The 20,686-nt window shown below is 65.2% G+C and carries 19 protein-coding genes; 14 read left to right on the forward strand and 5 right to left on the reverse strand.

The annotated features are described in order from the left end of the window. Positions 1-108: 108 nt before the first annotated feature. Positions 109-930 (reverse strand): site-specific DNA-methyltransferase, encoded by an 822-nt coding sequence (locus ENJ37_07545; GenBank protein HHL40343.1) that lies wholly within the window; start codon positions 928-930, stop codon positions 109-111. 285 nt (positions 931-1,215) lie between these two features. Between ENJ37_07545 and prsR the strand changes: the two genes are divergently transcribed. The 10 genes from prsR to cobJ all read left to right on the forward strand — a co-directional run bounded on the left by prsR (position 1,216) and on the right by cobJ (position 12,426). Further along, positions 1,216-2,583, forward strand: coding sequence for a PEP-CTERM-box response regulator transcription factor (gene prsR / locus ENJ37_07550; GenBank protein HHL40344.1), 1,368 nt, complete (start codon positions 1,216-1,218; stop codon positions 2,581-2,583). A 490-nt stretch (positions 2,584-3,073) separates the two neighbouring features. Beyond that, entirely contained in the window at positions 3,074-3,826 is a 753-nt protein-coding gene (cysQ, locus tag ENJ37_07555; GenBank protein ID HHL40345.1) for a 3'(2'),5'-bisphosphate nucleotidase, read from the forward strand. A gap of 6 nt (positions 3,827-3,832) precedes the next feature. Beyond that, on the forward strand, positions 3,833-5,545 hold the full coding sequence (locus ENJ37_07560) for a bifunctional sulfate adenylyltransferase/adenylylsulfate kinase (GenBank protein HHL40346.1): 1,713 nt from the start codon (positions 3,833-3,835) through the stop codon (positions 5,543-5,545). Between the two features lie 228 nt (positions 5,546-5,773). Further along, positions 5,774-6,571: a PEP-CTERM sorting domain-containing protein gene (locus ENJ37_07565; protein HHL40347.1), complete on the forward strand. Its 798-nt coding sequence runs from the start codon at positions 5,774-5,776 to the stop codon at positions 6,569-6,571. 70 nt (positions 6,572-6,641) lie between these two features. Beyond that, a complete protein-coding gene (locus ENJ37_07570; protein HHL40348.1) occupies positions 6,642-8,078 on the forward strand; it encodes a DUF2130 domain-containing protein in 1,437 nt (478 codons plus the stop codon). Further along, complete coding sequence (gene cobM / locus ENJ37_07575; GenBank protein HHL40349.1) at positions 8,068-8,865, forward strand: precorrin-4 C(11)-methyltransferase; 798 nt, start codon at positions 8,068-8,070, stop codon at positions 8,863-8,865. Before ENJ37_07570 ends, cobM begins: the two co-directional genes overlap by 11 nt. A gap of 40 nt (positions 8,866-8,905) precedes the next feature. Continuing rightward, positions 8,906-9,316, forward strand: a complete 411-nt coding sequence (locus ENJ37_07580; GenBank protein ID HHL40350.1) for a hypothetical protein — start codon at positions 8,906-8,908, stop codon at positions 9,314-9,316. A gap of 529 nt (positions 9,317-9,845) precedes the next feature. After that, positions 9,846-10,568 carry a creatininase family protein gene (locus ENJ37_07585; protein ID HHL40351.1) on the forward strand — a complete coding sequence of 241 codons (723 nt, stop codon included), beginning with the start codon at positions 9,846-9,848 and terminating at the stop codon, positions 10,566-10,568. Then, positions 10,565-11,608, forward strand: coding sequence for a cobalamin biosynthesis protein CbiG (locus ENJ37_07590; protein ID HHL40352.1), 1,044 nt, complete (start codon positions 10,565-10,567; stop codon positions 11,606-11,608). The genes ENJ37_07585 and ENJ37_07590 overlap by 4 nt, the downstream gene beginning before the upstream one ends. Continuing rightward, positions 11,542-12,426 carry a precorrin-3B C(17)-methyltransferase gene (gene cobJ, locus ENJ37_07595; protein HHL40353.1) on the forward strand — a complete coding sequence of 295 codons (885 nt, stop codon included), beginning with the start codon at positions 11,542-11,544 and terminating at the stop codon, positions 12,424-12,426. Before ENJ37_07590 ends, cobJ begins: the two co-directional genes overlap by 67 nt. Here cobJ and ENJ37_07600 read toward each other — a convergent pair. Then, positions 12,398-12,850 carry a tetratricopeptide repeat protein gene (locus tag ENJ37_07600; GenBank protein HHL40354.1) on the reverse strand — a complete coding sequence of 151 codons (453 nt, stop codon included), beginning with the start codon at positions 12,848-12,850 and terminating at the stop codon, positions 12,398-12,400. The two genes, cobJ and ENJ37_07600, sit on opposite strands and share 29 nt — an antisense overlap. 243 nt (positions 12,851-13,093) lie before the next feature. Here ENJ37_07600 and ENJ37_07605 point away from each other — a divergent pair, with 243 nt between their 5' ends. Further along, a complete protein-coding gene (locus tag ENJ37_07605) occupies positions 13,094-13,498 on the forward strand; it encodes an acyl-CoA thioesterase (GenBank protein ID HHL40355.1) in 405 nt (134 codons plus the stop codon). A gap of 26 nt (positions 13,499-13,524) precedes the next feature. On the opposite strand, the gene ENJ37_07610 is transcribed toward ENJ37_07605, so the two are convergent. Then, positions 13,525-13,992 (reverse strand): thioredoxin-dependent thiol peroxidase, encoded by a 468-nt coding sequence (locus tag ENJ37_07610; protein HHL40356.1) that lies wholly within the window; start codon positions 13,990-13,992, stop codon positions 13,525-13,527. Between the two features lie 885 nt (positions 13,993-14,877). Here ENJ37_07610 and ENJ37_07615 point away from each other — a divergent pair. The 3 genes from ENJ37_07615 (at position 14,878) to ENJ37_07625 (ending at position 18,964) form a co-directional block, all read left to right on the forward strand. Beyond that, on the forward strand, positions 14,878-17,313 hold the full coding sequence (locus ENJ37_07615) for a vitamin B12-dependent ribonucleotide reductase (GenBank protein ID HHL40357.1): 2,436 nt from the start codon (positions 14,878-14,880) through the stop codon (positions 17,311-17,313). A 471-nt stretch (positions 17,314-17,784) separates the two neighbouring features. Further along, positions 17,785-18,153, forward strand: a complete 369-nt coding sequence (queD, locus tag ENJ37_07620) for a 6-carboxytetrahydropterin synthase QueD (protein ID HHL40358.1) — start codon at positions 17,785-17,787, stop codon at positions 18,151-18,153. A gap of 25 nt (positions 18,154-18,178) precedes the next feature. Beyond that, complete coding sequence (locus ENJ37_07625; GenBank protein HHL40359.1) at positions 18,179-18,964, forward strand: GTP cyclohydrolase I FolE2; 786 nt, start codon at positions 18,179-18,181, stop codon at positions 18,962-18,964. Between the two features lie 47 nt (positions 18,965-19,011). Here the strand turns inward: ENJ37_07625 and ENJ37_07630 are convergent, their stop codons facing one another. Beyond that, the gene (locus ENJ37_07630; GenBank protein ID HHL40360.1) at positions 19,012-19,959 is read right to left on the reverse strand and encodes a glycosidase; all 948 of its coding nucleotides are present in this window, start codon (positions 19,957-19,959) and stop codon (positions 19,012-19,014) included. Then, positions 19,940-20,686, reverse strand: a 747-nt coding sequence (locus ENJ37_07635) for a glycosyltransferase (protein ID HHL40361.1), incomplete at its 5' end; no start/stop codon positions are given. The genes ENJ37_07630 and ENJ37_07635, both read right to left, overlap by 20 nt.

The following is a 20,686-nucleotide window of genomic DNA, read 5'->3' on the forward strand; positions in this document are numbered from 1 at the left end:
CTGTTTTGCCAGGCAAAACAGGGGGAAAACAACTCGCGTTAAAAGTTTTGGAGGGAGTCTGAGGGAACCTTTTACAAAAGGTTCCCTCAGGATAATTAAGCGATGCTCTTATCGTGCGGGGTTGTGTTTTGCGGCGAGTTCGTCGGCAAGTCGGGCCGCCGCCACATCGAAGAAGCTCTTTTCCTTTTCCACGCCGATGAACTTCCTTCCAAGCCTCAGCGCCGCAACGCCGGTGGTGCCGCTGCCCATGAAGGGGTCGAGGACGACGTCGCCCTCGGCGGTGGAGGCCGCCACGATGCGTTCGAGAAGCTCCTCGGGCTTCTGCGTGGGGTGTCTGCCGTGGCGTTTTTCTTCGCCCCGGGGCGCGGCCACGGCCCATACGCTTCGCATCTGCCTGCCGGGAGCCTTGAGGAAGTCCCTGGGGAAGGCGCCCTCTTTCATGGCCGTGTAATTGAAGGTGTGTCTGCCTTTCTTCGACCTGCGCGCCCATATGAGCGTTTCGTGGCTCGCCGTGAAGTAGCGGCACGAGAGGTTGGGGCTTGCGTTGGGCTTGTACCAGCAGATGTCGTTGAGTATGTGGCAGCCTTCGAGCTGGAGGGCGAAGCCGCAGGCGTAGATGCTGTGGTAGGTGCCCGAGACCCAGATGGTCCCGTGGGGCTTGAGCACCCTGCGGCAAGCCGAAATCCACTCCCTGTGGAACTGAAAGTCCTTTTCGACGCCCCGGCTTCTGTCCCAGGCGCCCTTGTTGACGCTCACGGCGCGGCCGCTCCGGCAGGTGAAGCCGTCGTTTGAGAGGTTGTAGGGCGGGTCGGCGAAGACCATGTCTGCGCTTGCGGCGGGCAGGGCGGCGAGCACGTCGAGACAGTCGCCGAGGTATATGTCGCACTCCCGCCCGAGCCTTCGGCGTTCCCCGGGGATATTGTCCGTCATTTCGCCGTCTTCCGTTCCATTGCGGCCCTCTCCTGCCTGCGCCCTCGGCCAGTGACGTCAAGATAGCGCCGGCCGCTCCCCTCTGTCAAGGCGAAAGAGGCGCGCAGTTGACCGGCCGGAGATTGTGTAATATAATTTTGTGTAAAAACCGAACCTTTGTGGAGAAGGGGCCTGAGAGCGACGGCTCGCCCCTTCCGCCTCGAACGGGCCGGTCCGCACCGTCCGGTAAGGATCGGCCGGTACCACCGCTGCCGCGGCGCCGCGCTCTCCCCGGCGGAAACAGCTATGTCCAAACCTACGCTTCTCATAGTGGAGGACGACGAAGGCGTGGCCACCCAGATGCGCTGGGCCTTCATCGACGACTACGAGGTGCTTCAGGCCGACAACCGCGCCGCGGCCCTCGATGTGATGCGTTCGGCCTCGCCGTCGGTCGTCATGCTCGACCTCGGTCTCCCGCCCGATCCCTCGGGCAGCTCCGAGGGGCTTCGGGCCATAAGGGAGATGATCGAGGCCGACCCGGCGGTGAAGATACTGACCATCACGGGCCGCGCCGAGAAGGCCAACGCCCTCAAGGCCATAGAGTACGGGGCCTTCGACTTCTTCAGCAAGCCTCTTGACCTCGACGAGGTGAAGATCACCGTCAAGCGGGCCCTCCACGTCTCCATGCTCGAGCGGGAGAACATGGAGCTTCGCCGCGAGCTCGACGGGTCGGGTCTCGAGGGGATGGTGGGCATGAGCCCGGCCATGCAGGACGTCTTCGGCCATATCCGCAAGGTGGCCACCGTCGATATCTCGGTGCTCATCCTCGGCGAGTCGGGTACGGGCAAGGAGCTGGCCGCCAGGGCGATACACAACCTCAGCAACCGCCGGAACGGTCCCTTTTGCGTCATAAACTGCGGGGCCATACCGGAGAACCTCCTTGAAAGCGAGCTCTTCGGCCACGAGAAGGGGGCCTTTACGGGCGCCTCGTCCAGGCGCAGGGGCCGCATAGAGTACGCCCACCGCGGCACCCTCTTTCTTGACGAGGTGGGCGAGCTGCCGCCGCCGCTGCAGGTGAAACTCCTGCGCTTCCTCCAGGACTTCAACATCGAGCGCGTTGGGGGGCGCGAGTCCATCGCCGTGGACGTGAGGATCGTGGCGGCCACCAACAGGGACATCGAGGCCGAGGTCGCCGCCGGAAACTTCAGAGACGACCTCTACTTCCGTCTCGGCGTGGTGACGCTCAAGCTTCCCCCGCTGCGTGAGCGCGGCGAGGACATCTACCTCCTCGCCCTCTCATTCCTCAAGAAGTACGCCTCGGCCTTCAACAAGGGCATCCGGGGGCTGAGCGACTCGGCCATAGCGGCGCTTAGAAGCTACGAGTGGCCCGGCAACATAAGGGAGCTCGAAAACAGGATGAAGCGGGCCGCGGCCATGTGCCGGGGGCCGAAGATCACGGCCTCGGACCTCGCCCTCGGCGGGACCGCCGACGAGACGGCCCCAGGGAGCGTGGGCCTGCTGGCCGCCCGCGAGGAGCTCGACAGGAGGCTCATCCAGGAGTCGCTCCTGAGGCACAAGGGGGTGGTGAGCCGCGCGGCCGCCGACCTCGGCATAAGCCGCCAGTACCTGAGCGACCTTCTCAACAAGTACAACATCAACCCGCGGGCACTGTGACCCCCGTGCCGGCTCCCCGGACAACGGCGGCCGCCACGAATGCGCTTGCAGGAAGACCCCCTTGTATGTTACCGGTAAAGGGAAACCTGTGGTTGATGTAAGCCCGGGGGACGCGGGGCGGCGCCCCTCTTTATAATTACCTGGGGGAAACTTTCTGTAGAAGGGCCATAGGCCCACGTTCCCCCCAGACCCCCTTCAAAGACTTTTAATTCCCTGCGGATCACCCCGATTTTGCAAGCAAAATCGGGGTGATCCGCAGGGCGTTAAAAGTTTTAGGAGGGAGTCTGAGGGAACCGTGGGTCCATGACCCTTTTACAAAAGGGTTCCCTCGGCGCAATAAATCAGAGCTTCCTGAAGGGGCTCCCCCGGCGGAAATGGAACGGACTCTTATCGAGAGAGGTGTGTCATAGCCGACGCAGAAGAACAGCCCATAGAGGCCGTCTCCGTGGAGGCGGTCATCGACATCGCCCGCCGCGCAGGCGACGCCGTCATGGAGGTCTACGAGAGCGGCCGTTTCGGCGTCACGAGCAAGGACGACGAGCGCTCCTCACCGCTCACGCTTGCGGACCTGGCGGCAAACCGCGTCATAATCGAGGGGCTCTCGCGCCTGTCGCCGCAGCTTCCGGTCCTCTCCGAGGAGTGCCGGGAGGTCCCCTACGCTGAGCGCTCGCGGTGGGAGCGGTTCTGGCTCGTCGATCCCCTTGACGGCACCAAGGAGTTCCTGAAGCGGAGCGACGAGTTCACCGTCAACATAGCGCTCGTCGAGGGCCGAAGCCCCGTCTTCGGCGTCGTCTTCGCCCCGGCCCGCTCGCTTCTCTACTACGGCCTCAGGGGGCGCGGCGCCTTCAGGGTCTCGGGCGCGGGCCGGCCCGAACCGATACGCACGGCCCCGTACGAGCCCGGCGGGCCTATCCGTATCGTGGCCTCCAGGAGCCACCGCAGCGCCGGGCTCGATGCCTTTCTCCAGAGGCTCGGCGACGTCAGGGCCCTGAGCATCGGAAGCTCGCTCAAGTTCTGCCTCGTCGCCGAGGGGTCGGCCCACCTCTACCCCCGCCTCGGTCCCACCATGGAGTGGGACACGGCGGCGGCCCAGGCCGTGGTCGAGGCCGCCGGCGGCCTCGTAACCGATCTTGCCCGAAGGCCCCTTGCCTGCAACAAACCGAACCTGCTCAATCCCTCCTTCATGGCCAGCGGCGTGCCTTCACCGCCCTGGTGGGACCATGTGGAGACGAAACCGGAGTGAGTTGCCATGACGAAACTTATCGAGCCCTACGGCGGTGAGCTGAAAGAACTGGTGGGGGGCGAAGAGGAGGCGGCGGAGTGGAGGCGCCGGGCCGTGGAGCTTGCCTGCTGGGACCTCTCGCCCCGCCAGCTCTGCGACGTGGAGATGCTTCTGTGCGGCGGCTTCTCGCCGCTCGAGGGCTTCATGACGTCCAGGGACTACGACGGCGTGGTCGAGCGGATGCGCCTTGCCGACGGCACGCTCTGGCCCGTGCCCGTGACGCTGGACGTGACGGAGGAGTTCGCCGCGGGCCTGAAGCCGGGTTCGGCCGTTGCGCTGCGTGATCCCGAGGGCGTGCTCCTTGCGATCCTCGAGGTGGAGGATCTGTGGAAGCCCGACAGAGCCAGGGAGGCGGCGCTCGTATACGGCACGGAGGACTGCTCCCATCCCGGCGTCAACCATGTCATGAAGCGCAGCGGGCCGTGGTATGCGGGCGGCAGGCTGCGCGGCGTGGAGCTTCCGGTCCACTACGACTTCAAGAAGCTGCGCGATACGCCCTCGCAGCTGCGCCAGCGCTTCAGCCGGCTGGGCTGGCACCGCGTCGTGGCCTTCCAGACGAGAAACCCCATGCACCGCGCGCACCTGGAGCTTACGCTGCGGGCCGCCCTCTCGGCCGAGGCCAACCTGCTCATCCACCCCATAGTGGGGCTCACCCAGCCGGGCGACATAGACTACTACTCGAGGGTGCGCTGCTACGAGCACATACTGAGGCGCTACCCCGAGCAGAGTACGGCGCTCAGCCTCCTGCCCCTGGCCATGCGCATGGCCGGCCCGCGCGAGGCCCTCTGGCACGCCATCATCCGCAGAAACTACGGCTGCACCCACTTCATCGTGGGCCGCCACCACGCCTCGCCGGGGAAGAACGGGGCGGGGGAGGACTTTTACGGCCCCTACGACGCCCAGGAACTGGTGGCGCGCCACGAGGAGGAGGTGGGTGTTGCGATGGTCCCCTTTCGGGAGCTCGTCTACGTGGAGGAGAAGGCCGGCTACGTGCCGGCCGACGAGGTGGCCCCGGGCGAGACGGTGCGGACGATCTCGGGCACCGAGTTCAGAAGGAGGCTGCGCGAGGGGCTCGACATCCCGGAGTGGTTCTCCTACCCCGAGGTAGTCGAGGAGCTGAGGAAGACCTATCCGCCCAGGCACAGGCAGGGCTTCACCGTCTTCTTCACCGGCCTCTCCGGGGCCGGCAAGTCCACCATCGCCAAGGCCCTGATGGTAAAACTCCTCGAGATAGGAGGGCGTCCCATCACGCTGCTCGACGGCGACATCGTGCGCAAGAATCTGAGCAGCGAGCTCGGCTTCTCCAAGGAGCACCGCGACCTCAATATCCTCCGCATAGGTTTCGTGGCCGGTGAGATAACCAAGAACGGAGGCATAGCCATATGCGCCCCCATAGCCCCCTACGCCGAGACGCGCCGCCGGGTGCGCGAGCTCATAAGCGGCTACGGCGGCTTCTTCGAGGTCTACGTCTCCACCTCCCTCGAGGTCTGCGAGGCCCGTGACCGCAAGGGACTCTACGCAAAGGCGAGGGCCGGCATAATCAAGGAGTTCACCGGCATCAGCGACCCCTACGAGGCGCCGGTATCTCCGGAAATGGAGATCGACACGGAAGAATGCCTTCCCGACGAGGCGGCCCAGAAGATAATACTGCGGCTTGAGAAGGAAGGCTACATAAAGTAGTTCCGCCGTCCGCTTTCCGTGGAGGGGTCGTTACTGTAAATTTTTCTGACAGAGGGGTCTGTCGGCGTAAGTGGTTGTTTTGTCATCATTTATGAGCCCCGCAAGCGCCGGAAGCCGCCATCGTCCCTGCTGGCGGGGGGCGCAAGTTGTCAGCAATTGTTGACAGTTTTCCTCGCATCGGCCCGGAATCGCGGGATGTGTTTGTGACGGCGGCTCCTAAACCGATGAATGTCAACAGGTTACGGGCGCGTTCCCGTCGGTCTGCCGGTTTGGCACAGTAGTTGCAAACTAACAGAGGGTAAGGAACGCGAATACCTGTGGCTGTCTCGTGGAGAGACCAAATCGAGCCTGAAGGTAAAAAAGAGAGGTGGACAGATGAAAAAGATGTCTTTCAAGGGGGGTTTCCTCGGGGTGACGCTGCTGGCACTGCTGGTGGGCGGTCTCTTCACCGGGCGGGCCGAGGCCTATCCGTTCATCGAGACGACGGGTCTTGTGTACCCCGACTTCTCGGCCTATCCGTCACCGACGCTGACGGGGACGACGACGCTTGACGTTACCTACCGCTTCACCGTCGATACGGCCGCTGGAGGCGCCCAGATGAAGGGGCTGAGCCTCGAGTTCGAGGGTGATGTCTTCGTCTCGGTCAACAGCTTCACCGTCGCCTCTCCAAGCGGCTGGACCATCACCTCCTCGACGAGTCCTGCCGGTAACGTCTACCAGATAGGAAGCGCCGGCACGACCGTACCGGCCGGCGGGGTGCTCGTTGCCAACGCCAACGTGACGGTCAACAACTGGGCGCTCTTCAATGCCCAGCACCCGACGCTCTACAACCCGGCCGGCGGCTCGGGAGCCGACAACGCCTGGACCGAAGGTCAAATATGGGGTCAGTCCTACTACGCTACGGATACCCTCGGCGGTGCCGACGGCGGTTCCACTGCCGTGCCCGAGCCGGCAACGCTCCTTCTGCTCGGCGCCGGTCTCGTGGGCGCCTCGGTCGTGGCCCGCGCCGGGAGGCTGCGCCGATAGAGCGCGTCCCGAAGACGGAGTGCGGAGGCCGCCCTTCAAGGGGCGGCCTCTTTTTTTGCGTCCTCCATTCATGGGACCCGCCTCACCCCGCGCTTGCCTCGCCCCCGTCTGCGGCGGCGTACATTTTGTTTGCCAACAGCCGGCCTGCTGTATTATCATGACATATCGGGCCGGCTGCTCTCCCGATGATATTGCGGGGACCGCCGCGGCCGTCGCCCTCGTGACGGCTCACCCTCCCGGCCCTGTAAATCCACGAAACCGACACGACAGAATGGCCGAAGACACCGTAAGATGCCCCCAGTGCGGCGCCGAGATACGCCTTACCGAGGCCTTCTACGAGCAGGTGCGCCGTTCCGTAAAGGACGAGCTCAGCGCCCAGGCGGCCGAGAAGGCGCGCGCCATCGAGGCGCAGAGGGAGGCGCTGCGAAGGGAGCGCGAGGAGGTGGAGGCGAAGCGAAGCGAGCTTGATCGGCTCGTGGCCGAGCGCCTCGCCGTTGAGAGGGAACGGATGGCGGCGAGCGAGAAGGAGAGGGCCGCCGAGCTGGTGCGGGTGGAGCTCGAGGACCTGGAGGCGAGAAACGAGGAGCAGGCCCGGCGGCTTGCCGAGGCCCAGGAGCGGGAGCTCGAGCTCAGACGGCGCGCCAGGGAGGTGGAGGAGCGCGAGCAGCGGATGAGGCTCGAGATGGAGCGGCGGCTCGACGAGGAGAGGGCCCGCATGATGGAGCGGCTGGAAGAGGAGCACAGGCTCAGGGACATGGAAAAGGACAAGAAGATCGCCGACATGCTCAGGACCATCGAGGAGCTGCGGCGCAAGGGCGAGGCCGGCTCCGAGCAGGGCCGCGGCGAGGTGCTCGAACTCGACCTCGAGGCCATGCTCGCTTCCCGCTTTCCGGCCGACTCCATCGAGCCCGTGCCCAAGGGGGTGCGGGGCGCCGACGTCATCCAGCGCGTCTGCGACCGGGCCGGCAACCACTGCGGGGCCATAGTCTGGGAGACGAAGAGGACCAAGGCCTGGAACGACGCCTGGATAGAGAAGCTCAAGGACGACCAGCGCGAGGTGCGGGCCGAGATCGCCGTCATAGTGACGGAGACGATGCCCAGGGATATCGGCGCCTTCGGGCTCATCGACGGCGTGTGGGTAGCGAGCGTGGCGCTCGCCGAGCCGCTGGCCCACGTGCTCCGCTCCGGGCTCCTGAGCCTGGGGGCGGCGCGCCGCGCGGCCCAGGGCAAGGGCGAGAAGATGGAGATCCTCTACAACTATCTCTCGGGGCCGGAGTTCAAGCAGAAGGTGGAGGCCATAGTGACGACCTTCGCCGCCATGGACGCCGACCTCGCCAGGGAGAAGATCGCCATGGAGAGGCTCTGGAAGAAGCGGGCGAGACAGATAGAACGGGTCAAGATGAACACGGCGGCCATGTACGGCGACCTCCAGGGTATTATCGGTGCGTCGCTTCCCGAGCTGCGGGGCCTTGAGCTGCCCGGAGGCGAGGGTGACGATGAAGTCTGAGAGGCCGGCCGGAAAGGTCTTTTTCGTCGGCTCCGGCCCCGGCGACCCGGAGCTCATAACCGTCAGGGGACGGAGGCTTCTCGAAGAGGCCCATCTCGTCGTCTATGCGGGATCGCTCGTAAAGGAGAGGGTCCTCCTCTACTGCAGGCCCGAGGCGCTCGTGCGCAACAGCGCCTCCATGACGCTCGGCGAGATAGTCGATCTCATGGCGGCGGCGGCCCTGGACGGCAAGCTCGTGGTGAGGCTCCACAGCGGGGACCCCACCTTCTACAGCGCCATGGGCGAGCAGGCCGCGGCCCTTGCGGAGCGCGGCGTGCCCTGTGAAGTGGTGCCGGGCGTGAGCTCGGCCTTCGCCTCGGCCGCGAGGCTGCGCCGCGAGCTCACCTTGCCGGGGCTCACCCAGACGATAATACTTACCCGCATGGCCGGGAGGACCCCGGTGCCCGAGGCCGAGAGCCTGAGAAGCCTCGCGGCCCACAACGCCACCATGTGCATCTTCCTGAGCGTAGCCATGATCGATGATGTGGCCGGCGAGCTCATGGCCGGCGGCCTCGCGCCGGAGACACCCGTTGCCGTCGTCCACAGGGCCACCTGGGAGGACGAGCTGGTGGTGGAGGGCAGGCTCGACGAGATCGCCTCGAAGGTGAAGGAGGCCGGCATAACGCGCCAGGCCATGATCATCGTCGGCCGCGTTCTGGCGGCGCGGGGGGCCGAAGCGTCGAGGCTCTACGATCCCGCCTTCGGCCACGGCTGGCGCGCGGGCGCCGAGCCCGGCGGGCGGGAATGACCCTCCCGCCGCAGGCCGCGGGAAGAGGGAAGGAAGCCTGTTGAAGATATTTCTCGTCTACCGTTTCCCGCTCCTCCTCTACATGGCCGCCGTCTTCGTGCTCTCGGTCCTCCCTTCGCCGCCGCCCCTTGCCGGCTTCTACCAGGCCGACAAGCTCTACCACGGCGCCGCCTACGCCCTCATGGCCTTCCTCGCCGCCAGGGCCGTGGCGGCCTCGTCCGGCGGGGGGACGGCGGGGAGGGCGGCGGAACCGGCCGGCCGGGCGATTGCCCGCAGGGCCGTCCTATACGGCGCCGTGGGCTGCTTCGTCTTCGGCCTCTTCGTCGAGGCGGTCCAGCATATGGTGCCATCCAGGGAGGCGAGCCTGCTCGACGGAGCCGCAAACGGCGCGGGAGCGGCGCTGGGGGCCTGGACCTACGGCCTCTGCCGCTCCGTAAGGAACTCCGGTTAGACCTGGGGGAAACTTTCTGTAGAAGGGCCGCAGGCCCGCGTTTCCCCCGGGCCCCCTGGATTCGTATATGCAGAGCGGCCGCCGGGAGGTTCGGCCCGCGCCAGGCGGGATTTTTTACGCCTTTGCGGCCCGAACCTCCCGGCGGCCCCCCGGCGGCGGGCGAGGGAAAGATATCCCCTTCAAAGACTTCTGATGCCTTTCGGACTCCCCTGATTTTGCTTGCAAAATCAGGGGAGTCCGAAAGCGTTAAAAGTTTTTGGAGGGAGTCTGAGGGAACCTTTTTACAAAAAGGTTCCCTCAGGGGAATTAATCAGAGTTTCCTTAGTTACCTGGGGGAAACTTTCTGTAGAAGGGCCGCAGGCCCGCGTTTCCTCCGGACCCCCTGAATTCGTATATGCAGAGCGGCCACCGGGAGGTTCGGCCCGCGCCAGGCGGGATTTTTTACGCCTTTGCGTCCCGAACCTCCCGGCGGCCCCCGGCGGCGGGCGAGGGAAGAGCCTTCCACCAAAGAGCGCGGAGGGGTGCTGTCATGATCGTAAACGATGCGACGATGAAGGAGTTTTCGGCGGGTCTTTCGGCGTGCAGGACGCTTGCCGTCCCTTACGGCACGGTCGAGGCCCACGGCCCGCATCTGCCCCTGGGCACCGATACGCTCATCATCTGCGAGGTCCTCGCCGCGGCGGCCAAGAGGGTCCCCATGGCCGTGGCGCCGCCGGTGAACTACGGCGTGTGCACCTCCACCGGTCCCCATGCCGGGACCATAGGCATAAGCCCCTCGACGCTGCGGCGTCTCACGGCCGACATCGTCGGCGACGGCCATGCCAAGGGTTTCCGCAACTTCCTTCTCATATCGGGTCACGGCGGGGGGCTCCACTGCGCGGCCATGAAGGAGGCGGCCGAAGGACTCCTCCGCGAACTCGAGGGCGCGCTCTTCTCGGCGCTGTGCATATACGACCTCGTCCACGACGAGGCGGCGCGGATTGCCGAGACGGAGAACGACTCGCACGCAGGCGAGATCGAGACCTCCCTTGTCATGCATCTGCGGCCCGACCTCGTCAAGGGCACGGCCGCCGAGCAGTACCCCTCGCTTCCGAAGCCCTACATGGTGAGGGACAAGGTCGCCTACTGGCCCGGCGCCGTGTGGGGGGACCCGTCCAAGGCGTCGGCCGAGAAGGGGGAGCGGCTCTTTTCGGTCATGGTCGGGAAGGTGGCGGCCCTGGTCGAGGGCTTCGAGGGCGTCGATCCACGATGACGGTGACGGTGCTCATGGTCTCGGCGCGGGCCGGGGGGCTCGGACGCAGGATCGCCTCGGGGCTCGGGGACGCAAGGCTCGTGGAGACCGGCGGCATCGATGATCTCAGGGCGGCCCTCGCCGCCGTCTTCGCCGCGGCGGGTCCGAGGGCCGTGGTCTTCATCGGAGCCGCCGCCATCGCCGTAAGGCTCGTGGCCCCCTTTTTAAAGGACAAGCTCACGGACCCGGCCGTGGTGGTCGTCGACGAGGCGGGCCGCTACGCCGTAAGCCTCCTCTCCGGCCACATGGGGGGAGGAAACGACCTTGCCCGGCGCGTGGCCGCCGTCATCGGCGCCGAGCCCGTGGTGACCACGGCCACCGACGGCGCAGGGCTCCCGGCGCTCGAGGACCTGATGCTGCGTTTTTCCCTGGCCGTCGAGGACCGCTCCTCCATCAGGGCCGTCAACTCGGCCCTCCTCGACGGAGCCGGGGTTCTTGTCGTCGACGGCGACGCCGCGCGCCTTGCGGCCATGGAGAGGGCCGTCGGCCGGCCCTTTGTCTTTTCTTCGCGGCTTCCCGAGGTGACGGAGCGCTGCGGCGCGGTGGCCGTCGTGACCCCCTTCGTCGACGACCCCCTCGTCAGGCGGGCCGGTCCGGGCGTGGCGGTGCTGCGGCCCCGGGAGTTCGTGGCCGGCATGGGGTGTGACAGGGGAGCTTCGCCCGAGGAGCTGGAGGCGGCGCTCATGGAGGCGCTCTCCCTGGGCGGCGTGGCCCTCAAGGCGCTTCGCAACCTTGCGAGCGTGGACCTGAAGAGAGACGAGCCAGGGCTGCTGGAGCTGGCCGCCTCGCTGGGCCTTGGCATAGACTTCTTTTCACGCCGCGAGCTCGCGGCGGTGGAGCCGCCGTCGGGCCCGTCGCCCGCGGTCATGGAGAAGATAGGCGTGGGAGGGGTGGCCGAGCCGGCCGCCATGCTCTCGGCAAGGACGGGGAGGATATGGACGAAAAAGATAAAGAGAGGGAGGGTCACGGCGGCGCTGGCAAGGGCCGCCTCTATATCGTAGGGACCGGGCCGGGCGCGGCCGAGCACCTGACCGGGAGGGCGCGGAGCGTGCTCGAAGGGGTCGATACGGTGGTCGGCTACGGCCGCTACGTGGAGCTTCTCGGCGGGCTCGTCACGGGCAAGGAGGTCGTCACTACGGCCATGACCGGCGAGCGGGACAGGTGCGAGCAGGCCCTGAGGCTTGCGGGGCGGGGACGCCGGGTCGCGCTCGTGAGCTCGGGAGACGCCGGCATCTACGCCATGGCGGGGCTGGTCCTCGAGCTGCTCGCCGCATCGGGCGACGGGGGGCCGGCCGTCGAGGTGGTGCCGGGCGTGCCGGCCTTCGTGGCCGCCGCGGCGCTTCTCGGCGCGCCGCTCATGCACGACTTCGCCTCCATCTCGCTCTCGGACCTTCTCACCCCCTGGGAGACCATAGAGCGCAGGATCGAGGCCGCCGCCGCCGCCGACTTCGTCATCGCGCTCTACAACCCCAAGAGCCGCGGCCGCGTTACGCAACTGCCCCGCTCCATGGAGATAGTGGCGCGCCACCGGGCGCCGTCCACACCGGTGGGCGTGGTCAAAAACGCCTCCCGTCCCGGCGAGACCGTCACCCTCACGACCCTGGGCGGCGTCGGACGCCTCTACGACTCCATAGACATGTCGACCCTGCTCATCATAGGGAACTCGACGACCTACGAGGCCGGGGGGAGGATGATAACGCCCAGGGGATACGACGTGGCCGGCGCCGGGAAAGACGCCGGCCACGCGGGACGGCGGCATGGCGTCCGCGCCCGGGCGGCAGGGCGGCCCTTTACTGTTTGCTCCTGGCCTCGTCGATGAGCTTTTTCACGTGCTCGTCGCCGGGATTGTTGGCCAGCACCTTTTCGAGCTTTGTCACCGCCTCGCCGTAGCGGCCGAGTTTCATGAGCGCTACGCCGTAGTTGTAGTTGAGGCCGTCGTCGTCGGGCGCCTTGGCGTAGATCTTCTCGAAGCTCTCCACGGCCTTGGCGGGCTCGCCCATGTCCATGTAGGTGAGACCCAGGTTGAACCACGCCTCGTCGGCCTCGGGGTTCAGGCTGAGGGCCTTCTTGAACTCCTTCACGGCGTCATCGTAGTCGCCCATGCGGGCGTTGTGGATGCCCGTCTTGATGTGTATGGCCGCCTCGGCCTCTTCGGGCGACTTGTAGGTCATGGAGGCGTGTGAGAACACGACCTGCGCCGCAAGAAGGAATAGGACGGTGACATACAGGACTGTACGGACCATGGACGGCCTCCTTTTTTTGCGGGCCGGGGCCCCATGCGGCCCACCGGCGCCGTATCTGAGCGGGGCAGCCGTGGGGATGCGCCCCTCTTGGGGAAAGCTCCCCCCTCCCCCCGCATGGTGACGCGGAGCTTTCGCGGGAGCCTCCCCGCTCGCAATGACAATAACGGTCTTTTCCCGCGCCTGCCTAAACCTTAGCAGAAGGCCGGGGCTTTGTAAACACGATTCTTTGAAAGGAGAGCGGTGATGGAAGGTTACGCCTTTTCCATGGAGATGAGTGTGAGGGACTACGAGTGCGACCTGCAGGGCATCGTCAACAACGCCGTCTACCAGAGCTACCTGGAGCACGTGCGCCACTGCTATCTCAAGAGCCTGGGGCTCGACTTCGCCGCCCTTGCGCGCCGGGGCGTGAACCTCGTGGTGGTCCGCGTGGAGCTCGACTACAAGTGGCCGCTCACAAGCGGCGAGCGCTTTGTCGTGGGGCTCAACATGGAGCGGCGCTCCCGCCTGCGCTTCGCCTTCCGCCAGGACATCTACCGTCTTCCCGATGAAAGACCGGTGCTCAAGGGGCTTGTCATCGGCACGGGGCTCGACGCCTCTGGCCGTCCCGCCGTGCCCGAAGAGCTCGACGCTCTCCTTCCCGCCACCTGAAGGGAGGCGGCGGGCTCGTCCGCCGCTCAGAGCGCCGCGGCCACGGCCGCGGCGTGGCCCCTTGCCTTCACGTTCCGCCACACACGCTCTATGCGGCCGTCGGCGCCTATGAGGAAGGTCGAGCGTATGACGCCCATGGTGGTCCTGCCGTAGGATTTCTTCTCGCCGTAGGCGCCGTATGCGGCCGCTACGGAGCGGTCGGGGTCGCTGAGCAGCGGAAAGTTCAACCCCTGTTTCTCCCTGAAGCGAAGGTGCGAGGCCGTCGAGTCGGGGCTTACGCCCGCCACCTCCACACCCTCGGCCCTGAGCGAGTCCATGCGGTCGCGGAAGTCGCAGGCCTCGGCGGTGCATCCGGGCGTGTTGTCCCTGGGATAGAAGTAGAGCACCAGCCGGCGCCCACTGAAAGAAGCGAGCGTGAACTCCCTCTCCTCTCCGTCGCCGTCTATTCCCCTGAGCTTGAAGTCCGGCGCCCTGTCTCCGGCTTCCACCGTCATCGCCTCTCCTTTCCCGTGCCTTCCGGCTCCGGCCGGCACGATCCGCGTCGATTCGAGAACAGAAGAAATTATACTCCAACAAGAAGCTCCATACAAGACAATGGAGACGAACATGCTTTTTCTCCCTAATTGCTTGACACCTCCGGCGCGGAGATAGTATACTCCATACATCATAGCGCCGGCGGAATCAGAGTCGAGCCGGTGCTGGAGTCTCTGCACTCCTCCCTTGCGTCATTTCTGAGAAGGGCAACGGCCGGGACGCCGAGCCACCAAACCGACCTCCTTAAACGGCGGTCCCGGCCGTCGCCCTTGACCCTCTCCGCCGCCCCCTCGCACGCCCCCCTCGCGCTCTACGCCCTTTCACATCGGCCGTTTCCGTGCCGCCGCCACGCTCGTAACCGCCCCAAACAATATCAGGAAGTCCCCCCGCAGGTCCCTCTCTCTTCATCCGTCCCTTAATCTCCATATATTCCCGTCCCTTACCGGATCCCCGCCATTTCATTTATTTTCCTTGACAAACACAATATGTTGTGGTCTAATCTATCTCAGCCCACAACATGATGGAGTTTTTGGCGGCTCTACAAGGTTGTTCGGCTCGGACGACCTTTTCCTTACAGCGATGTTTTAAGGAAACTCTGATTTATTGCACTGAGGGAACCTTTTTGTAAAAAGGTTCCCTCAGACTCCCTCCAAAAACTTTTAACGCGAGTTGGTTTCCCCCTGTTTTGCCTGGCAAAACAGGGGGAAACCAACTCGCATTGAAAGTCTTTGAAGGGGGTCTGGGGGAAACTTTCTACAGAAAGTTTCCCCCAGGGTGATTAATCAGAGCTTCCTTAAAGATTTCGGCGAAAAAAAATCGACGGCCTGGGCGGCCATGGAGGAGAGATGGAGAAGAGCGCTTCTACTCGTTTGAGCGGTACAAGGAAGACCAGGAAGAAGGCGGCCGTCTCGGCCGTGAGGCCCCGTGGGGAGCGCACGCGGCCGGTGCTGAATGAGAACAGCCTGCGGGTCCTCGAAAAGCGTTACCTCATGAAGGACGGGAGCGGCCGGGTGGTGGAGACGCCGGAGGAGCTCTTCCGCCGCGTAAGCCGCAACATCGCTTCGGCCGAGGTGCGCTACGACCCCAAGGCCGACGTGGAGGCCGTGGCCCGGGAGTTCTACGAGATGATGGCGTCGCTTGAGTTCCTGCCCAACTCGCCGACCCTCATGAACGCGGGCCGCGAGCTGCAGCAGCTCTCGGCGTGCTTCGTCCTGCCCGTAGAGGACTCGATGGAGAGCATATTCGAGGCCATAAAGCACACGGCGCTCATCCACAAGTCCGGCGGAGGCACGGGTTTTTCATTCTCGTCGCTGCGGCCCTCGGGCGATGTGGTGGGCTCCACCTCGGGCATCTCCTCAGGCCCCATCTCGTTCATGACCGTCTTCGACAGCGCCACCGAGGCCATAAAGCAGGGGGGGACGCGCAGGGGCGCCAACATGGGGATACTGCGCGTGGACCATCCCGACATCATGGACTTCATCACCTGCAAGGTGGACAACGCGAAGCTCAACAACTTCAACATATCGGTGAGTCTCACCGAGGCCTTCATGGAGGCCGTGGAGAAGGACACGGACTACTCGCTCGTCAATCCCCGCACCGGCGGGAAGGCCGGGAGCCTTCGGGCCCGCGACGTCTTCGACAAGATAGTGCACATGGCCTGGACCAACGGCGACCCCGGCATAATCTTCATCGACAGGATAAACGCCGACAACCCGACCCCCCACGTGGGCTCCATAGACGCGACCAACCCCTGCGGGGAGCAGCCGCTTCTGCCCTACGAGTCCTGCAACCTCGGCTCCATAAACCTTTCCCGCATGGTAAGGCCCTCCTCCAACGGCCTGGCTTCGATGGAGATCGACTGGGACCTGCTCGAAGAGACGGTCTTCAAGGCCGTCCACTTCCTCGACAACGTGATAGACGTGAACCGCTATCCCATCGAGCAGATCGAGCGCTGCACCAAGGGCAACCGCAAGATCGGGCTCGGCGTCATGGGGTTCGCCGACATGCTCATCCGCCTGGGCATACCCTACGACAGCGACGAGGCCGTGGCCGCGGCCGAGCGGATAATGGCCTTCATCGCCGAAAAGGGCCGTGAGGCGTCGAGCCTGCTCGCCGAAAAGCGCGGCTGCTTCCCCAACTACAAAGGCTCGGTCCACCACAGGGCGGGCCGTCCCATGCGAAACGCCACGGTCACGACCATAGCGCCCACGGGCACCATCTCGATAATCGCCGGCACATCGTCGGGGATCGAGCCGCTTTTTGCCCTGGCCTTTACGCGCAACGTCCTCGACGGCGCCGAGCTTCTCGAGGTGAACCCGCTCTTCGAGGAGGCGGCCAGGAGCCGCGGTTTCGACAGCCCCGAGCTCCTGAGGGAGCTCGCCGAGAAGGGCTCGGTCCACGGCATCGAAGGTGTGCCCGACGACATCAAGCGTGTCTTCGTCACGGCCCACGACATAAGCCCCCACTGGCACATACGGATGCAGGCCGCCTTCCAGAAGCACACGGACAACGCCGTCTCCAAGACCGTCAACTTCCCCAACGACGCCACGCCCGATGACGTGGCCGAGGTCTACCTCATGGCCTACCGCACGGGCTGCAAGGGCGTCACCGTCTACCGCGACGGCTCGCGCGAGGTGCAGGTGCTCAACAAGGGGAGCGAGAAGGGGGGCGAGAAGAAGGCCGACGAACAGGCCGCGGCCAGGGCCGCCTCACCCGTCCAGGCGCGGCCTCACCCCAAGCCGCGCGGCGAGGTGGCCTTCGGCATAACCCGCAAGATCAAGACGGGCTGCGGCAACCTCTACGTCACCATAAACGAGGACGAAGAGGGCCGTCCCTGCGAGGTCTTCACCCAGATAGGAAAGGCCGGCGGATGCGTGGCATCCCAGTGCGAGGCCATAGGGCGCATGGCCTCGCTCGCGCTGCGAAGCGGCATAGACGCCGCCGAGATCGTGAAGCAGATGCGCGGCATAAGCTGCCACCTGCCGGTGGGCTACGGCGACGGCAGGGTCATGAGCTGCGCCGACGCCATGGCCCAGGCCCTCATCTGGTACCTCAACTTCAAGAGCGCGAGCAACGAGCCCCTCCTTCACGGCGGGCCCGCCGTCCTCGGCGCCGATGCGTTCAAGAAGACGGCCGCGGGAAGCCGCGGGAGCGGAGGCCTCGACCTCGCCTCGCTCACGCAGTTGCCCAAGCGCGGAGCCTGTCCCGACTGCGGCGGAGCGGTGGAGCACAGCGACGGCTGCGTCGTCTGTCGCGGCTGCGGCTACACGGAGTGCGGCTGATCTCGGCGGATACTCGCCGCACAAAACCCCTTGAAGGGGCGCGGAAACCTTCCTGGGGGAAACTTTCTGTAGAAGGGCCATAGGCCCACGTTTCCCCCAGACCCCTCCAGGGACTTGTAATTCCCTGCGGTTCATCCCGATTTTGCTTGCAAACCGGGATGAACCGCAGGGCGTTAAAAGTTTTTGGAGGGAGTTTGAGGGAACCGTGGGTCCATGACCCTTTTACAAAAAGGTTCCCTCAGGGTAATTAAAAGTCTTTGAAGGGGCATCCTGCCCGCGCCGGCCGGCTGGGGGGCGGTCCCCGGGAGGTTCGGGCCGCAAAGGCGTAAAAAATCCCGCCTGGCGCGGGCCGAGCCTCCCGGGGACCGTCGAACATCTGAAAACATATGAAAACATACAATGGGGGGCCGGGGGGAGACGCGGGCCTACGGCCCTTCTTCAGTCAGAGCTTCCCGAACGGAGAGTGATCCCATGTACCAGCTTACCATCGAGTCCACCTTTGCGGCGGCCCACAACCTGCGCGGCTACGACGGCGCATGCGAGAGGCTCCACGGCCACAACTGGCGCGTGGAGCTCAAGGTGGCCGCCGAGACGCTAAACCCCATAGGCATCGCCGTCGACTTCAAGACCCTCAAGACCGAGACCGACCGTCTGCTCGACAGGCTCGACCACATGTACCTCAACGAGATACCGCCCTTCGACAGGGAGAACCCCTCGTCCGAGAACCTGGCGCGTTTCATCTACGAAGAGCTCTCCAGGGTCTTGAACGACGGCAACGTGAAGGTCACGAGCGTGAAGGTCTGGGAGTCGGAGCGCGCGGCGGCCGAGTACTTCGAGTAGCGGGCCGCAGCGCCCCCGGAGAGCCATGAGCGGCCACGAGCTCAAGGACATGCAGAGCGAGCCCGATTTCCGGCGGCTCCCCATCGACAAGGTCGGTGTCAAGGACATCCGCTACCCCATCGTCGTGCTCGACAGGAAGAACGAGCTCCAGCACACCATCGCCTCGTTCAACCTCTACGTGGACCTGCCCCACCACTTCAAGGGCACCCACATGAGCCGCTTCATCGAGATACTCAACGAGCACCACGGCGAGATAACGGTCAAGAACTTCCCCGACATCCTCAAGAAGATGAAGAGGCGTTTTAACGCCACCACCGCACACCTCGACGTGGAGTTCCCCTACTTCATCGAGAAGGCCGCGCCCGTCTCCGGCTCCAGGGGGCTCATGGAGTACCGCTGCCGCTTCTCCGGCTCGCTCGGCGAGGAGCGCGACTTCGTCCTCGAGGTCATGGTCCCGGTGACCACCCTCTGCCCCTGCTCGAGGGAGATAAGCCGCTACGGCGCGCACAACCAGCGCGGCGTCGTCAGGGTCGCCGTCCGTTTCACCGGGTTCGTCTGGATAGAGGACATCATAGAAGCTGCCGAGGGCTGCGCCAGCAGCCCCGTCTACTCGCTCCTGAAACGGCCCGACGAAAAGCACGTGACCGAGAGGGCCTACGAAAACCCCATGTTCGTCGAGGACGTGGTGAGAGAGGCGGCCCTCAGAGTGGGGGCCATGAAAGGCGTCACATGGGCGAGGATCGAGGCCGAAAACTGGGAGTCCATCCATAACCACAGCGCCTATGCCTGCCTCGAACGAAGTTTCGGATGATTTTTTTGGGGAAACGTCGTTACAGGATGGTTTCCTCGAGAGTCCCTTTACAGTGGAGGTCTCGGGTCGGAGAGGCACGGCTCGATGAGGTCTTCGATGCGGGCCGTGCCGGCGCAGATGACCGTATCGGCGCCGCCCCAGTAGAGTTTCACGGTCTCGTCGTCTTCGGCCACTGCGGCGCAGCAGAAGACGACGTTGTGGACGTAGCCGGTGATCTCCCAGGGGTCTTGGGGCTGGAGTATCCACTTGTCGGCCACGCCTTTGACGACTGAAGGGTCGTTGAGGTCGTGGAGCGCCGCGCCGAGGCGGTAGACGGCGCCGTCCATGGTCCTGAAGACGCCGTGGTATATGTTGAGCCAGCCCCGCTCCGTTCTTACGGGGGGAGCGCCGGGGCCTACCTTCATCTCGTCCCAGTGGTAGGGGGCGGGTTTTATGAGCACCTTCGAGTCGCCCCAGTGGACGAGGTCGGGCGAGTAGGATATCCAGATCGACCAGGGCGATATCTCCGAGTGGGGACGGTCGAGACGGGCGTAGCGGCCTCCGAAGGTCTCGGGGAAGATGACGACGTTTCTGCTGTCGGCCTGGGTTATGACCGAGAGCCGTCTTACGTCGGTGAAGTCCGTCGTCTCGGCCAGGGCCACGCGCACGCCGTGGCGCGAGTAGGCGCTGTAGGTTATGAGGTGGCGGCCGTCGACGGTGGTGATGCGGGGGTCCTCGACCCCGAACTCCTCGTAGGGCGCCGTGGGACCGCGGTCGGCGGGCGTCATGAAGGGCCTGCGTCTCACCTTGAAGCGCAGGCCGTCGTCGCTGTCGGCGATGCCGATGATGGAGCGGCCGTTGCGAAGGTGCGAGCGGAAGAGCATGACGTAGCGGCCGTCGTGCTTTGTCACCGCGGCGTTGTGGACCGTCTCCACCGGGTAGGGGACGTCGTCTCTCGTCAGTATGGGGTTCCCCTCGTAGCGCCTCACGGGCGCCTCAGGCCCTGCCGTAGTCATCTTCCGACCTCTCGATGTCGTCCTCGCCGAAGTACTCGCCCCTCTGGACCTCGATGAAGACGAGTCCTCCGGGGCCGGGGTTTTCGATGCGGTGCCAGCTTCGGGCCGGGATATCCACACCCTCTCCGGCGGCGAGCTCGATCCTCTCGCCGTCCCTGGTCACCACGGCCCGGCCGCTCACGACGTACCAGTGCTCGCTGCGGCGGCGGTGGCGCTGGTAGCTCAGTCTCTTTCCGGGCCGCACGGTTATGCGCTTTACCTTGTGGTCGCCGCCCTCGCCCAGCACCTCGTAGCGTCCCCAGGGCCTCCTCTCCTCGCGGCGCGAGCCCTCGACGATCCTCTCGTAGAGCCTTATGTAGTCGTCCACCATGCGCTCTGCGCTGAAGCGGCGCTCCACGCTCGCGCGGCAGCGGGAGCGGTCGATCTCCTTGATGCGCCCTACGGCCCGCACGAGCCCGTCGGTGTCGCGCACGAGGAAGCCGTTCACGCCGTCCTCGATTATCTCGGCCATGCTGCCGCGGTTTATCGCTATGACCGGTGTACCGCAGGCCATGGCCTCGACGACCGAGAGGCCGAAGGGTTCGTCGAAGCTTATGGGGTGGAGCAGGGCGCAGGCGCCTCCCAGAAGCCCGTCGCGCTCCTCGGGGCCCACGCTTCCCGCGTAGATCACCTCCCTGCCGTCGATGTGGGGCTCCACTTCCGTCTCGAAGTAGCGGCGGTCCTGGAC

The organism is Deltaproteobacteria bacterium (assembly GCA_011375175.1).
Lineage (GTDB): Bacteria > Desulfobacterota > GWC2-55-46 > GWC2-55-46 > DRME01 > DRME01.

Coding starts and splice junctions, on each gene's coding strand:
- ENJ37_07545 (HHL40343.1), bottom strand. CDS start 930: ATGACGGACAATATCCCCGGGGAACGCCGAAGGCTCGGGCGGGAGTGC.
- prsR (HHL40344.1), top strand. CDS start 1,216: ATGTCCAAACCTACGCTTCTCATAGTGGAGGACGACGAAGGCGTGGCC.
- cysQ (HHL40345.1), top strand. CDS start 3,074: ATGGAGGTCTACGAGAGCGGCCGTTTCGGCGTCACGAGCAAGGACGAC.
- ENJ37_07560 (HHL40346.1), top strand. CDS start 3,833: ATGACGAAACTTATCGAGCCCTACGGCGGTGAGCTGAAAGAACTGGTG.
- ENJ37_07565 (HHL40347.1), top strand. CDS start 5,774: ATGTCAACAGGTTACGGGCGCGTTCCCGTCGGTCTGCCGGTTTGGCAC.
- ENJ37_07570 (HHL40348.1), top strand. CDS start 6,642: ATGGGACCCGCCTCACCCCGCGCTTGCCTCGCCCCCGTCTGCGGCGGC.
- cobM (HHL40349.1), top strand. CDS start 8,068: ATGAAGTCTGAGAGGCCGGCCGGAAAGGTCTTTTTCGTCGGCTCCGGC.
- ENJ37_07585 (HHL40351.1), top strand. CDS start 9,846: ATGATCGTAAACGATGCGACGATGAAGGAGTTTTCGGCGGGTCTTTCG.
- ENJ37_07590 (HHL40352.1), top strand. CDS start 10,565: ATGACGGTGACGGTGCTCATGGTCTCGGCGCGGGCCGGGGGGCTCGGA.
- cobJ (HHL40353.1), top strand. CDS start 11,542: ATGGACGAAAAAGATAAAGAGAGGGAGGGTCACGGCGGCGCTGGCAAG.
- ENJ37_07600 (HHL40354.1), bottom strand. CDS start 12,850: ATGGTCCGTACAGTCCTGTATGTCACCGTCCTATTCCTTCTTGCGGCG.
- ENJ37_07605 (HHL40355.1), top strand. CDS start 13,094: ATGGAAGGTTACGCCTTTTCCATGGAGATGAGTGTGAGGGACTACGAG.
- ENJ37_07610 (HHL40356.1), bottom strand. CDS start 13,992: ATGACGGTGGAAGCCGGAGACAGGGCGCCGGACTTCAAGCTCAGGGGA.
- ENJ37_07615 (HHL40357.1), top strand. CDS start 14,878: ATGGAGAAGAGCGCTTCTACTCGTTTGAGCGGTACAAGGAAGACCAGG.
- queD (HHL40358.1), top strand. CDS start 17,785: ATGTACCAGCTTACCATCGAGTCCACCTTTGCGGCGGCCCACAACCTG.
- ENJ37_07625 (HHL40359.1), top strand. CDS start 18,179: ATGAGCGGCCACGAGCTCAAGGACATGCAGAGCGAGCCCGATTTCCGG.
- ENJ37_07630 (HHL40360.1), bottom strand. CDS start 19,959: ATGACTACGGCAGGGCCTGAGGCGCCCGTGAGGCGCTACGAGGGGAAC.